The organism is Erythrobacter sp. S259 (genome assembly GCF_057364965.1).
On the sequence record NZ_CP200286.1, the window covers coordinates 3,276,936 to 3,289,388 of the forward strand.

General features: G+C 60.4%; 9 protein-coding genes and 1 tRNA gene. 4 read left to right on the forward strand and 6 right to left on the reverse strand.

Annotated elements, in window-relative coordinates:
• Window positions 1-43: 43 nt before the first annotated feature.
• The 3 genes from AC0V60_RS15475 to AC0V60_RS15485 form a co-directional block, all read right to left on the reverse strand.
• Window positions 44-2,017 carry a ParB/RepB/Spo0J family partition protein gene (locus AC0V60_RS15475; protein ID WP_486179316.1) on the reverse strand — a complete coding sequence of 658 codons (1,974 nt, stop codon included), beginning with the start codon at window positions 2,015-2,017 and terminating at the stop codon, window positions 44-46.
• Window positions 2,018-2,121: 104 nt separating this feature from the next.
• A complete protein-coding gene (locus AC0V60_RS15480) occupies window positions 2,122-6,369 on the reverse strand; it encodes a strawberry notch-like NTP hydrolase domain-containing protein (RefSeq protein WP_486179317.1) in 4,248 nt (1,415 codons plus the stop codon).
• Window positions 6,370-6,444: 75 nt separating this feature from the next.
• On the reverse strand, window positions 6,445-7,359 hold the full coding sequence (locus AC0V60_RS15485) for a DUF7146 domain-containing protein (protein ID WP_486179318.1): 915 nt from the start codon (window positions 7,357-7,359) through the stop codon (window positions 6,445-6,447).
• Window positions 7,360-7,497: 138 nt separating this feature from the next.
• On the opposite strand from AC0V60_RS15485, the gene AC0V60_RS15490 reads away from it, so the two are divergent.
• The 3 genes from AC0V60_RS15490 to AC0V60_RS15500 all read left to right on the forward strand — a co-directional run bounded on the left by AC0V60_RS15490 (window position 7,498) and on the right by AC0V60_RS15500 (window position 8,826).
• The gene (locus AC0V60_RS15490) at window positions 7,498-8,088 is read left to right on the forward strand and encodes a lytic transglycosylase domain-containing protein (protein WP_486179517.1); all 591 of its coding nucleotides are present in this window, start codon (window positions 7,498-7,500) and stop codon (window positions 8,086-8,088) included.
• Window positions 8,089-8,275: 187 nt separating this feature from the next.
• On the forward strand, window positions 8,276-8,704 hold the full coding sequence (locus tag AC0V60_RS15495) for a thermonuclease family protein (protein ID WP_486179518.1): 429 nt from the start codon (window positions 8,276-8,278) through the stop codon (window positions 8,702-8,704).
• The gene (locus AC0V60_RS15500) at window positions 8,695-8,826 is read left to right on the forward strand and encodes a DUF6961 family protein (RefSeq protein ID WP_486179319.1); all 132 of its coding nucleotides are present in this window, start codon (window positions 8,695-8,697) and stop codon (window positions 8,824-8,826) included. The genes AC0V60_RS15495 and AC0V60_RS15500 overlap by 10 nt, the downstream gene beginning before the upstream one ends.
• A 536-nt stretch (window positions 8,827-9,362) precedes the next feature.
• Here AC0V60_RS15500 and AC0V60_RS15505 read toward each other — a convergent pair.
• Window positions 9,363-9,438 (reverse strand) — tRNA-Lys (locus AC0V60_RS15505).
• A gap of 152 nt (window positions 9,439-9,590) precedes the next feature.
• The gene (locus tag AC0V60_RS15510; RefSeq protein WP_486179320.1) at window positions 9,591-11,141 is read right to left on the reverse strand and encodes a tetratricopeptide repeat protein; all 1,551 of its coding nucleotides are present in this window, start codon (window positions 11,139-11,141) and stop codon (window positions 9,591-9,593) included.
• 232 nt (window positions 11,142-11,373) lie between these two features.
• Between AC0V60_RS15510 and AC0V60_RS15515 the strand changes: the two genes are divergently transcribed.
• Window positions 11,374-11,895, forward strand: a complete 522-nt coding sequence (locus AC0V60_RS15515) for a PEP-CTERM sorting domain-containing protein (protein ID WP_486179321.1) — start codon at window positions 11,374-11,376, stop codon at window positions 11,893-11,895.
• 93 nt (window positions 11,896-11,988) lie between these two features.
• Here the strand turns inward: AC0V60_RS15515 and folK are convergent, their stop codons facing one another.
• A complete protein-coding gene (folK, locus tag AC0V60_RS15520) occupies window positions 11,989-12,453 on the reverse strand; it encodes a 2-amino-4-hydroxy-6-hydroxymethyldihydropteridine diphosphokinase (RefSeq protein WP_486179322.1) in 465 nt (154 codons plus the stop codon).

Genomic DNA, 12,453 nt, shown 5'->3' on the forward strand with positions numbered 1-12,453 from the left:
GGAACGGACCGCCCGCCGAGTGACCTGGACCTGTCAGGAGGGGTCAGGCAGCCTGCTCGGCAATCTCGTCAGCTAGAACTTCGCTGACCGGCTCATCACCTTCAGCGGCAACCGGTGCGACCTGCTCGGCACCGGCGAAACGCATGATCGGCGGAACCCAGCCCTGCGCCCGTTCCTTGACGTCGGCCTCACCAATGAAGTTACCCGAGAAGATGCGTTCGGCAGCGCTCGCAAGCTCAGCCTTCTTCGATGCGGCATAGCGACTGACCAGCTCCGGACCGCCGGCGGCATCTAGCGCTTCGAGTGTGCGGGCCTTGGCCACGCGGTCGAAGTAGTTGGCCGCTGTGGGACGCCACCACTGCGCGGTCTCGATTTCGAGGAGCGAGCCAAGCGCCTCGTGCAAAGGCACCGAGCGCTCGCCTTCACAGGCAAGGCTGGCGACAAGCGTGCGCGAGACGACATGGCCAAGCCATGCCGAGCGCGCCTCGTCTGAGAGTGTCCGGAATTTGGCAAACCGCTCGACATCGCTCTCGCCAGCACGCCAGCTTTCATCGAGCGCCCCCGCGAACTCGGCCATTGCAGCGCTTGCCGGTGCATCCTTGGCTTCGAAGCCGGTAACCGGTCCAGACGCCACCGATCCGACAAGCGTCGACGCTTTCCTGGCGCGCCAGTCATGGCCATCTGCATCGGCGAGCGTGAAGACCATGAAGTCGAGCGCCAGTGCCGGGTCGTTGGCGAGATGGATTGCCAGGATGTCGCGGCGCTGCATCGCGAGTTCGTCGAGCAGGCGCTGTGACAGCGCGCTCCCCTTGGTCTTCACCGCTCCGCTTTCCTCGATGGCCTCGACCACACCTTCGTCGGTGATGACCTCGGTCTCGGAATAAAACTGCGGGACCAATGTCGGCTCGCCATTGCGCGAGAGGACGAGGAAAGCACCAGCCTCGGATTTCAGCTCGTCGGCAAGCACAGGAGGACGATCATTGAGCGCGCGCATCGCACGGTCGATCACCGCCAGTTCCTTCTCGGCCTTGGCGACTTCGTCCTCATCGCTGTCTTCGTCTTCAAGCACAGCGGCGACGCGGTCGTAGTCGGCCTCGAGCTCGCCGAGTTCCTTCGCTTCCTGCTCGGTGATTGGCGCAGGCTCGCAAGGCAGACGGCCGAGACCTTCAACAAGGTCATGACTGACATAGTTGCCAAGCGTCGGCCGAACCCAGGCAAGGCCATATTCAAGTGCGGTCTTTTTTGCCGCTTCTTCCATGGCCTTGTGTGCGAGGTCTTCGAGCAGCGCGATATCGATCCAGCTCTCGCTGGCATCATCGTCGAACAGTTCGCGCTCGATCCGGCCACCTGCGGCGAGATAGGCATCACGACCGACGAGAACTGCTCGCGGATCGGAACCGCGTACCGTGGCATCGAGCACCATACGACGGATCGTGTCGGGCGTGATCTGATACCAGGCATCCTGCAGCTCGGCATAGACATGCGCCTGGCGCTCGACGTCGGAAATCGCGCCATAGGCCTTGGCCATGTCGAGCGTGATCGTGCCCTCGGCGAGTGCTTCGAAGACGCAGGGTGCGAGACTTGCCAAACGCAGGCGCCCTTCGACGAATCGGACGGTGAGGCCGAAGCGGCGCGCCACGTCTTCGGTGGTAGCGCCTGCCTCGATGATCGCCGCGAAAGCCTGCGCCTCGTCGGCCGGATTCATCGCGAGACGCTGGAAGTTCTCCGCAAGGCTGGCTTCGCGCACTTCGCTTTCCTCGCCTTCGATGACGAGGCAGGTGACTTCGTGAGTGTCAGGCAAGGTGCCCTCTTCGGCCAGCGCCTGCAGCGCGGCGAGCCGGCGACCGCCGGCCTCGACCTCGAACTTGCCGCGCTTTCCTTTGCGCACGACAAGGTTCTGCAACAGGCCGCGCGCGGCAATGTCTGCTCGCAGCTGGAGGTCGGCCAGCATGTCGCTCGACTTGCGAACGTTACGCGGGCTCGGGACGAGCTTCTTCAAGGGAATCGACTGGATCATGGGTGTTCTCCTGATGGAATGAAGGCGCAGGTGAGGATCACGAGGCCCACAAGCCCAAAGTGCTCCCTCCACTCTCATTCTGAGACTGGCGTCTACCCGAGGGATCAGGCGGCAAGCGCGGGGAGGACCGACAAGGCTTTCGACACTGGAACGAACAGCCGCGTGCGGTAGCGGATAATCTCGGTGAAGCAGCCCTTGTTCTTGTACCAGTCGAGCCGATCGGGCGAGAACCCGGTCAGTTCAAGGCGCTGTTCGCCACCGACCAGCGAGCGCTTCACGATAAGTGCATCATGGCTTGCGAGGCCCAAAGGTTTGCCGCTGGCAAGGACGAAGTCGCCGATCTGCTTCGCCGATGGTCCAGCAATCCCGGAAAGACCAAAGGTCTCGGCGATCGCAGCGAGATCGATATCGAGCACTTCGCGCCCGATGATCGACTGGCCGTCCTCGGCAACGAGCCGTGTGACGCGGACATGATCGCCGAGCAGGCGTTTCCAGACCGAAAGCAGCAGCCCAGTGGCAAGATGGACGCGCTCGGTGACCGGTGATTTGGCCGCCTCTTCTTCCTCGGTCCGCCAGGTGCTGGTGAATGCGGTGACGCCAATTTCTTCCCAGTGGCTCTCAGCGAGTGCCTCAAGGGTCCAGTTCGCGGACTTGAGCGGGCGCAGCAGGCGCCGGCGTTCGATCACGGCCCCGTCGTCGGCGATGAGGCGACGGGCTGGAACCGACAGCGCGACCTTGCCTGACCGCATATTGCGCATCGGGATCGCGTGCCGACTGCCGATCTCGTGCATCCGCACCAGGCGCTGCAATCGCAGAGGTCGAAGGTGCCTCGTCACTTCGAGCGAGACGAGGCGGGTCTCGGCTCCGGTCACGGGGTCGGTGCGCAACAGTTCATCGGCCGTGACCGTGAAGTGATCGACCCTCACAGTTTGAAGTCCCTGGTCGAGCGTTCCGGCCTCGCGCGCGGTTTCGATCCGCGCTTCGACGAGGCCGAGATATTCCTCGAAGATCGCGTTTTGTAGCGCGATCGGCAGCGCGAGGATCCGGTTGAGCCAGCGCTGGATCGTCGGGAGATTATCGGTCAGCCCGCCATCGGGGCTTTCAAGCCGGAGGCCGGTGCGCTCGACGAAGTTACCGAGGCTCGTGGCTTCGAGCTTGCCGTCATAGAGCAACTGGAACCATCGGGTGAGCGCATCGCGCGCATAGTCGCTTTCGAGATTGTCTGCCGGGTCAAAGAGGTTCTGTCCGCCGGTCTGGCGCTGGCCACGAGTAAGCGCGCCGAGGGCATCAAGCCGACGCGCAATGGTCGAGATAAACCGGCGTTCTCCCTTAACGTCGGTCGTTACCGGCCGAAACAGCGGGGCCGAGGCCTGGTTGGTGCGGTTGGTCCGACCAAGACCCTGGATGGCGTTGTCGGCGCGCCAGCCCGGCTCGAGCAGGAAATGGACCCGGCGTTGCTGGTTCCGACAGCCGAGGTCGGCATGGTAGGAACGCCCTGTCCCGCCCGCATCCGAGAAGACCAGGATGCGCTTGGTCCCTTCCATGAAGCTTTGCGCTTCGGCAACATTGGCGCTGGGGCTTCGTCGTTCGAGCCGCTGCTGACCGTCGCGGCCCAGCACCAGCCTGCGGGTCCGGCCCGTCACCTCGGCCACGGCATCGGTACCGAAGTGCTCGATGATCGCATCGAGCGCGGTAGCGATGGGCGGCAGTGCGCAGAGCTGTTCGATCAACGCATCACGCGCGGCGATGGCACGCGAGCAGAAAACGGGATTGCCCTCCTCGTCGCTCATTGCCTCGGAGCGGAGATTGCCATCCTCGTCCGCGAAGACCTGCATCAATCGCACCGGGAAGCTCCTCGCGAGGTAGTCGACGACATATTCACGCGGGGACAGATCGATATCGAGCGCTTCGCGTTCCTCGTCGGAGAGGTCGGCAAGGCGTCGGTCGAGCATGGCCTCCGCGGTCGAGACAAGCTGCACGACTACCGAATGGTCTTCGCCAAGCGCTGCTTCCATCGCGGGGATCAGGCTGGGCAGTTTCATCGAGAGCAGGAGCTGGGCAAAGAAGCGCTGCTTGGTGCCCTCGAAGATCGAGAGCGCTGCAGCCTTGGCGTTCCGATTGAGCGTATCGCCGCTGTCCTCGTCGACCACGCGGGTTGCTTCGAGCGCTGCTTCGAGGTTGCGGTGAATGATCGCCCAGGCATCGGCATAAGCGTCATAGATTTTCACCTGCGCTTCGGTCAGGTTGTGTTCGAGAATCTCGTACTCGACCCCGGCGAAGGACAGCGCACGGGCAAGGTAAAGTCCCCGGGCCTTGAGGTCGCGGGCAACGAGCTCCATCGCCGCGACGCCGCCAGCGCGGATCTCGGTCATGAACGCCTCGTGGGTCGGAAATGCGGTCTCGGGTCCCCAGAGACCAAGCCGAGAGGTGTAACCAAGGTTGGCGATATCCGAAGCGCCAGTGGCGGACGCGTAGAGCACGCGAGCGCGCGGGAGATGGTTCTGCAGCCTGAGGCCCGCCATCCCTTGCTCGGAGCCCTTGATCTTGCCGCGGGTTGAGGAGCCCCCGAGCGCATTGGCCATGGCATGGGCTTCGTCGAAAGCGATCACGCCATCGAAATCCTCGCCCGCCCAGGCAAGGATCTGGTCAAGCCGCGTATCCTCGGCGCGCCCCGAGCGCAGCGTCGGGTAGGTGACGAAGAGGATGCCTTCGGACATCGTTGCAGGGTGGCCGAGTTTCCATCGTGAGAGTGGCTGGATGTCGAGCGGCAGCCCGCCGAGCGCTTCCCAGTCGCGGCGTGCATCTTCGAGCAGGGCCTCGTTTTTGGTGATCCAGACATGACGCCGCTCGCCTGCGAGCCAGCGGTCCATGATGACCGCTGCGATCTGCCGTCCCTTGCCGGCTCCGGTTCCGTCGCCGAGGAAGAAGCCTTGCCGGTAGAAGTGACCATCTTCCGCCAGTTCCAGCGAGGTGCCTTCCTGGCTGACCTTGAAGCACCCCGGGAGATCACGGGCGAATGCCTGAGCCGCGTAGACCAGTGTCTCACATTGCGCTTCTGACAGAAGGCCATCGGCCTGCCAACCTGCAGGAAGGCGTGGGCGAACATCCGGCTGTGGCGCTGCGACCGAGCCCATCGCGACCGATTCCACGAGCGGCGTGGGATGAACCGGCGCATCTTCGAAGGGGATGCGACTAGGCCGGTAAGGCAGGTAAATGCCTGTCTGTTCAGGCACCGGAGCGGGGTCGGCGAGGACCGAATAGGCAAGATCGATCGCATTCGCTTTGGGTGCTGGTGTCGCGGCGAACGGTGCCAACGGCCGGACCGGCATACGTTGGGTCGAAATCTTGCCAACGAGGCGGACTGGCTTTCCGACTGGCAGGCGATGGAAGCTGGCGGGTGTTTGCGCGCGGCGCGGAAGCGCGGTGACAAGCTCGTGAAGCTCGACCAGGTCGCAGGTGTCTCCGGTGATCGCGGGCGAAGACGCAGTCTGCGTCTTGTCGATCACGACCAGGCGAACGGCAATCCCGGTCCCTGTCCGGCGAAACATCTGCTGCAGGCGGACATCGAGCATTAGCGACGCTTCATCCAGTGCCTTGGCGAAGGTGCAAGCATCGAAGCCTTCGGGCATGATTGCGACGATCCTCGATCCAGCAGCAGCGGCCCGGATCGCGCTGCGCAGGTGGCGCTGCGCCGTCTCGCCGTCCTTGCCGCGTTCCTGGCTGCGGGCGAATGGTGGGTTCATCAAAACGACCGACGGAACAGGACCGCGGAGCAGGTCGGCGATCAGTTCCCCGTCATGCGAAGTGATCCTGGCTGCGGGGAAGATGTGGCCGAGGGCGTCTCGTCTTCCCGGATCGATCTCATTGAGGACCAATGAGGCCTTCCGGATGCTGCCCCATAGGGCAAGCGCACCATTGCCGGCGGATGGTTCGAGGAGTGTGTCTTGCGCGCAGACAGCTGCGGCCTTTGCCATCAGCCAAGTCAGCATTAACGGGGTCGAGAACTGCTGGAGCTCGACCTGTGATTCGCTGCGTACATGCCTGGGCGCCAAGGCTGCTTCGAGCCAGTCGAACCGCGCGTCGGCTTCGTGCACGCTTGTTGCCAGATCGATGCATGAGGACCCCCGAAGCCAGAGCAGTGCGCCGATCTCGACCGCGTTGTTGTAATCGTCGATCGTCCAGGCGCCTCCCCAGTCCAGAACGCCGGTCTTGTCGGCGAACAGCCCGGAAATGTCGGCACGGGTAAGATGGCGTCCCGAAGCGAGTAGTTCGGCAACTAGGGTGCCGATAGCGTAGGCCAAAGGCATGGACGGCGACTGCTCGCCGGCGGGAAACAGGTCTGATTGAAACATAGCAATTCGTCCTCCTGATGAAGGCATCGGGACACGCCCTCTGCCGGATCAGGAATTCGAGAAGCCCTCTCTCCTCTATGTCGCCGCCTTGCGGCGCAGCCATGTCGTGAGTTCGTCGTTCCAGTCTGTGTCGCGTGATGACGGTTTGCGGACCTGGATCGTCCGTCCATCGCGGGCATAAGCTGCTTCGCCACGCGACGCAGCCAGCACACCGCCAGCATCGTGATCGACGAAAAGGTGAAGCTCGGTCACGCTATCGGGGATGCTTACGAGACCGAAACGCTCATTGCCCAGGGTCGCCCAGGCGGGGACACCGGTGAGAGCATAGGCCGACATTGCGCTTTCAATGCCTTCAGCAAGGCCGAGCTTGCCGGAAACCGGAGCAAAGAGACGAACAGCAGCTTCACCGAGCGAGCCAAGCGCACGCTTTGGCTTGTCGAAGGTGGCCTTGGTTGAAGCCTCGGTGGACAAAAACGTTCGGTGGATCGCAATCGGCCCCTCGTCGAGGCTGACCGCCGCAATCATAGCGGGAAGAAAGCGGGCCTGTCCTTTCGGCCCGAGCGGCGTCTGCGGATGAAAGCGAAGAGCTGAAGATGCGGCCAGGATGCCGCGGTTCTCAAGGTAGGCCTTCGCCGGACTGCCACCCAATGGTTCCGCTTTGCGCCAGATCCTCAACGCTGCTGCCGAGGGTTTGCGCACCCCGGTTGGCTCAAGCTGATCCTCGGCCGAAGAACCCGAGAAAAACCTAGCCGCCTCGAAACCTTCGCGGGCCAGAGCGGAAAGCACGCTCTGCTGATCGCAGCCCGCAAAACAATGGAAGAGGATCGCCTTCCGGCCGAGCGTCACGCCAAGTGAAGGTGTGCGGTCTTCATGTGCGGGGCAGCAAGCCATCCCCTTTGTGCCTGACCATTTGCCGCCCCTGGATTCGCAAATGCGGCGAGCAGTTTCGGCAAGGGACGGGTTGGGAAGAGTGTTGGCAGACAGGGACATGCGAGCTCCTCAGCTTGCGAAGTGGCCCCCTCGACAGGCTTCCTCTCCTCTCCCGAAGGCCAGCAAATGCCGCTTTCCTACAGGCGCATGTTCTATTTATGTTCTTTTTCGATTCGAAGCAATGGAGCAAAGAACGAGATGACCGGCCCCAATCGTTTTGTGAGAACAACGTTCGCCTTTGCGGGCTTGATCGTGGCTTCGTTTCACCCTGTCAGTGCCCAGGAGTTCACCCTCTTCGAACACGCGGTCCACCAACCGGAAATCGAGAGCCAGGCTGAGACCGTCAGGCCGTACCTTCCGGCGGTCCATACCCGAGGGAAGACGAGTATTTCCTACAGGGAAGGACTGTATATGGAGGCGATCGCCAAGGCTGAGCGCCGGTATGGCCTTCCACCAAACTTGCTTCGCGCCCTGATCTGGGCCGAGTCCCGCTTCAATCCAATGGCGGTAAGTCCGGCCGGCGCCGCCGGACTTACCCAACTGATGCCAGCCACCGCGCGCGAACTGGGAGTTCGAAACCGGCATGATCCTATCGCCTCGATCGACGGCGGCGCGCGCTACCTGCGCGATATGTTGAAACGCTTCGAAGCGGTCCATCTCGCATTGGCTGCCTATAATGCTGGTCCTGGTGCGGTATCCCGCGCCCGCGGCATCCCAAGAAATGGGGAGACACCGCAATACGTCCGGACGGTGTTATCCAGATGGTCTGCAATCGAGGCACATCATTGACGAAATCGTACGATTTCTGACTATTATCTGCTGGTGCATACCGTAATGAAATCGGACTCCGCCAATGCGTGATGGAGCGAGGGACCCGCTCGACTTTCACAAAGCGTTGAAGGCAAGGAAACGCAGGAAGCTGGGTAAGGAGATAATGTTGGGCTTAGGGGCATTCTCGATAGTGGTTGCGGCCGGGATGCTGGCGCTCAACTGGCCGGCAGGGGACGCGAGACCCGCAAGCGTTGGACAGCAGCCCCAAGGTCTGTTCCAACAAGCGAGCTCCCCGCAGTTCGCTATATGTGGCAGAGTCAGAAGGACATGTGTCGTCGATGGGGATACTTTCTGGCTTGATGGAACCAAGATCCGTATCGCTGATATCGACACTCCAGAAATTGGCCAGCTTCGGTGCGACTACGAGTACGAGCTTGGAATGCGGGCGACACGCCGATTGGTCGATTTACTCAATGCCGGCCCTTTTGAGCTTCTAACCATCGGAAATCGGGATGAGGACCAATACGGTCGCAAATTGCGTGTCGTGACCCGCAACGGTCGGTCACTTAGCGATCAGCTGGTTCGCGAAGGGCTGGCCCGAACCTGGACCGGGAGACGTGAACCATGGTGCTGAACCGCGATCAGGAATTGTGGGCGGTCGCGCTTTGGGTCGAAAAGAACCATGGCGAAGAGGGAACAGCGTATATCGCGCAGCAAGTCCAGCGGCTATCCAACGAAGGGGCGAGGCAGGCATAGCAACGTGGAAGACTGTTGCTGAGCGCCTTGATCAGCTTAGCGGCCAAAGCTCTACGAACTGAGGCTCGGCATGATGCGGAATTGGCTTAAAGCCTGGGGCATCAGAATTGATTTCGCCTTGCTCGCGTCAGCGTCTCTGCTCAGTCTAATTCTGAGCCTTCAATCCTATTTGGGGTGACGGTCGATGAGATTGGTAGCTTAGATTGCAAGATGAGTTCGGTCCAGATCTCTGCCTCATCGGCAGCGAAGTGCTGGCCGAAGACATTGTAAATGGCTTCGATGGGCTAAAAGCAGATTGGATCGGCTCGGCATCCGACTAGCCCAGCTCAGCCGCACTAGGTGTTCCACCGATCAAGCGGTGGAACATTCCGTCAGCCATAACATTCATGTCGGAAGGTGACCCGCTCCCAAATTTGAGGGTTCATGGGCCGAAATGCGGGCCTCAAGCAACGATACGATGAATCCTCTGTGAATCCTTTAAGGATGAAATACTGCATGAGTGGGCTGTTATCAATCAATAACTCATTGATAAATAGTGGTGAGCCCTGCTGGGTTCGAACCAGCGACCTACTGATTAAAAGTCAGTTGCTCTACCGACTGAGCTAAGGGCCCCCAAAATCGAGGAAACTCGGTAAAGCGAGAATCTTCGTCTCGCTTGCAGAAGCGCCCCACTAGGCAGGCAAAGGCCCTCGGTCAAGCCACCTATCGCATGGTTGCGTGCGATTGTTGCGGTTTCCGTTGCACCGCACAGTTTACTGCGCCGCTTATTCGGCGTTCACAATCGCCCAGTGCTCAGCAATCTCGCGGTTGCCGGGAGCGCCTTCTCGCGCCTTCTGGAGGAGCTTTCGCGCTTCAGATTTGTCGCCTTTGCCCTGCCATAAAGCCCAGCCCAGAGTATCGTGTATTTCGGGACTTGTAGGTGCCGCCGCCAAAGCTCGCCGTGCAAGGGCGACCGCTTCCTCATGCTTGCCAAGTTTCGTCTTCACCGCTGCTGCATTGTTCAAAAGCGCAGGGTCCGATTTACCCTGACCTTGGAGAAGCGGCGCGTAGATGGCCTCAGCGGTTTCCCAATCGCTTGACCGTATTGCTGCTGCTGCCTCGCGCATTTCCGCCTCAATCGAAGGGGCGTTCTTGCGCGCTTCTATCTTTGCGCGGATGGAAGAGGGATCGCCGCTCCCAGTTTTTTCGGCGAGAGCCAAAGCGATAACCAAAGCCTTTTCATCGGCCTGAGGGTGATCAATGACCGGAGCAATCGCTGCCCAAGCCTCAGGGAACTTGCCTTCTTCCGCAAGGCTGCTTGCAAGCACCTGGCGAGCAAACGGGTCGCCGCCTGTTGCTTTAACATAATCGCCAAGCGCAAGCGCTGCCATCGCATTTTGTCCGCGCCCTGCATCAATCATCCCGCGAAGACGAGCGAATTCCGGTTCGTTGACAAAGGACGAGGGAGCCCTTTCGATGAGTTCGAAAGCCCTGATCATATCGCCTGCATCATAAGCCATCTGAGCTGCGAAAAGCAGGCCTACCGGGTGGGCAGGACCTGCATCATTGGCCTTGTTGATCCAATTGCCTGCTTCTTGAATGTCGCCGGCATCACGCGCAATGGCTGCCATAGCGAGCATAGCGGTTTGGTGCATTGGGCGAACGCTCAGCACGTTTTGAAAATGCTGCTCCGCTTGTTTTGCATCGCGCATGCCCAGCCGCAATTGTCCTGCGAACAAATGGGCCTGACTAACCGCTGGCTTTACGGCGAGCACGGGTGCGAGGCGCTTGAGGGTGGCGTCAGCTTTGCCTTGAGCCCAAAGCCGTTCTGCATCAGTCGTAACGAGGCGGGGGTCCTTCGGAAACTTGGCCAGTCCGGCATCAAGGGAATCATAGCCCTCGAGCGTTTCACCGCGCGCCAAATGGAAGGCGATCGTCGCGGTATAGGAAAGCGGGTTGTCCATTGTGAGACTTTCAACCGTCTCGCCTGCGGCCTCGAGATAATTTCCCATGACCTGCGCTTCGGCCAATTTGGCCCGGGCAAGAGAATATTCTGCTGCTTCTTCAGGGACGCGCTGGAATTCGGCGATTGCCCTGTCGGGATTATCCAATGCCATCGCCGCATCACCTGCGAGCATCCGCACAGCAGGGTTATCGGGCTGAGCATCAATTGCCTTTCCGATAAGATCAAGCGCAGTTCGCGGTTGCCCAGAGGCAAACGCTTCTTGCGCTGCGGCAAACGGATCTGATGGACCGGTTTCGCATCCTCCAAGCATAGGGGTGAAGGCAAGGGCGGCTGCACCGCCAAGATGAAGAAGGTTGAAGCGTAGACTCATAATGAGTGCTTTAGACGATAGGTGTTAACGGCTTCTTGTGACGTCACACGGCGTCGGAAAAATTGACAAAGCCCGCTTGGGACGATTCCCTGTTAACCAAAGGAATGGCAGAAAACCGGGCTTGCAGCGGGTTTGGCACGCTGATTGCTTGGTAAGCGCTAACCAATGAATACGCGTTGGTCGAGGCGGTGATTGCCTCACTTCCATCGACCCCACATCCGAGGGATTAAGTATGAAAACTGCAATTAAAACTGCCGCAATCGCGATGGCTGCTACAGCTACAGTCGCTGCTGCTCCTGCAACTGCTGCGATCTTCGAATATGAAATGAGCGACGGTGACATCCTCACAGTCGATACAGACGCTGGAACCGGCACCTGGATCGGCGACGACATCAACGTTTCATTCGAAGGCGACGAACTCAAGTCATTCCAAGGCGGCGATAACCCAAGCTTTGCGTTCACGCTTACCAACATGACTGGCACACGCACGATCAACGGCACCGACTTCACGCCAACCCGTGAGAACGGCAATCGCTTCCACCCATGGATGCTCAAGAGCGCATCTGGCGGCCGCATCAACCTGTGGTCATGGTGGGGTAACCCAGTTGTTGCAGGCGACTATGTGCGCGGCATTTCGGACTTCCGCATCGTGGATGTTCCTGCACCAGGCGTTCTTGGTCTCTTTGGTCTCGCTCTTGTAGCACTTGGCCTTGGTCGCCGCCGCCGCCGTGTAAAGGCTGCTGTTGCTGCCTAAAACTTAGAAAATGGCATCGCAGAAATTGGTCCTTCTGCAATTCAAAGGGCGTTTCGCCGGGAAACCGGCGGGGCGCCCTTACTTATGGGGCGTTCAAACCCGCGCAAACAAATGACGAATGGTAAGTCCGGTCACGGGGTCGCGCCAATCAGCGGCAATGTGGCGGGCAGGGCCAAGCACAAAATCGCGGGTTCGAAACTCTTTGTGCGGTATGGTGAGAGACCGGCTCTCAAAGGCGCCGCCGCTCCATAAAGCGATATCAAGGTCGAGGACGCGGTTGCCCCAGCGCTGACCGCCTCGCCTGCCGAACTCTCGTTCCATATGCTTTAGACCGGCGAGCAGGCTGGGCGGGTCGTATTCGCTTTCGATCAGACAGGCCGCATTAGCGAACCGGCGCTGTGCAGGGCCGATTGGCGCTGTGTCTATGATTTTGGACCTTCGTGTGACTGTCCCAAGTGCAGCCAATTCCTCCATCGCCGTGCGCACCACATCTTTGGGTTTTCCAAAGGCGTGATGCCGCTGGTTTGAACCCAGCGCGATGAGGTAAGAACTGCTCAT

Bases quoted from the DNA above. Each gene is read 5' to 3' on its own strand.
- AC0V60_RS15500 (WP_486179319.1), top strand. From the start codon at position 8,695: ATGGTGCTGAACCGCGATCAGGAATTGTGGGCGGTCGCGCTTTGGGTC.
- AC0V60_RS15475 (WP_486179316.1), bottom strand. From the start codon at position 2,017: ATGATCCAGTCGATTCCCTTGAAGAAGCTCGTCCCGAGCCCGCGTAAC.
- AC0V60_RS15480 (WP_486179317.1), bottom strand. From the start codon at position 6,369: ATGTTTCAATCAGACCTGTTTCCCGCCGGCGAGCAGTCGCCGTCCATG.
- AC0V60_RS15485 (WP_486179318.1), bottom strand. From the start codon at position 7,359: ATGTCCCTGTCTGCCAACACTCTTCCCAACCCGTCCCTTGCCGAAACT.
- folK (WP_486179322.1), bottom strand. From the start codon at position 12,453: ATGAGCAGTTCTTACCTCATCGCGCTGGGTTCAAACCAGCGGCATCAC.
- AC0V60_RS15495 (WP_486179518.1), top strand. From the start codon at position 8,276: ATGCTGGCGCTCAACTGGCCGGCAGGGGACGCGAGACCCGCAAGCGTT.
- AC0V60_RS15510 (WP_486179320.1), bottom strand. From the start codon at position 11,141: ATGAGTCTACGCTTCAACCTTCTTCATCTTGGCGGTGCAGCCGCCCTT.
- AC0V60_RS15490 (WP_486179517.1), top strand. From the start codon at position 7,498: ATGACCGGCCCCAATCGTTTTGTGAGAACAACGTTCGCCTTTGCGGGC.
- AC0V60_RS15515 (WP_486179321.1), top strand. From the start codon at position 11,374: ATGAAAACTGCAATTAAAACTGCCGCAATCGCGATGGCTGCTACAGCT.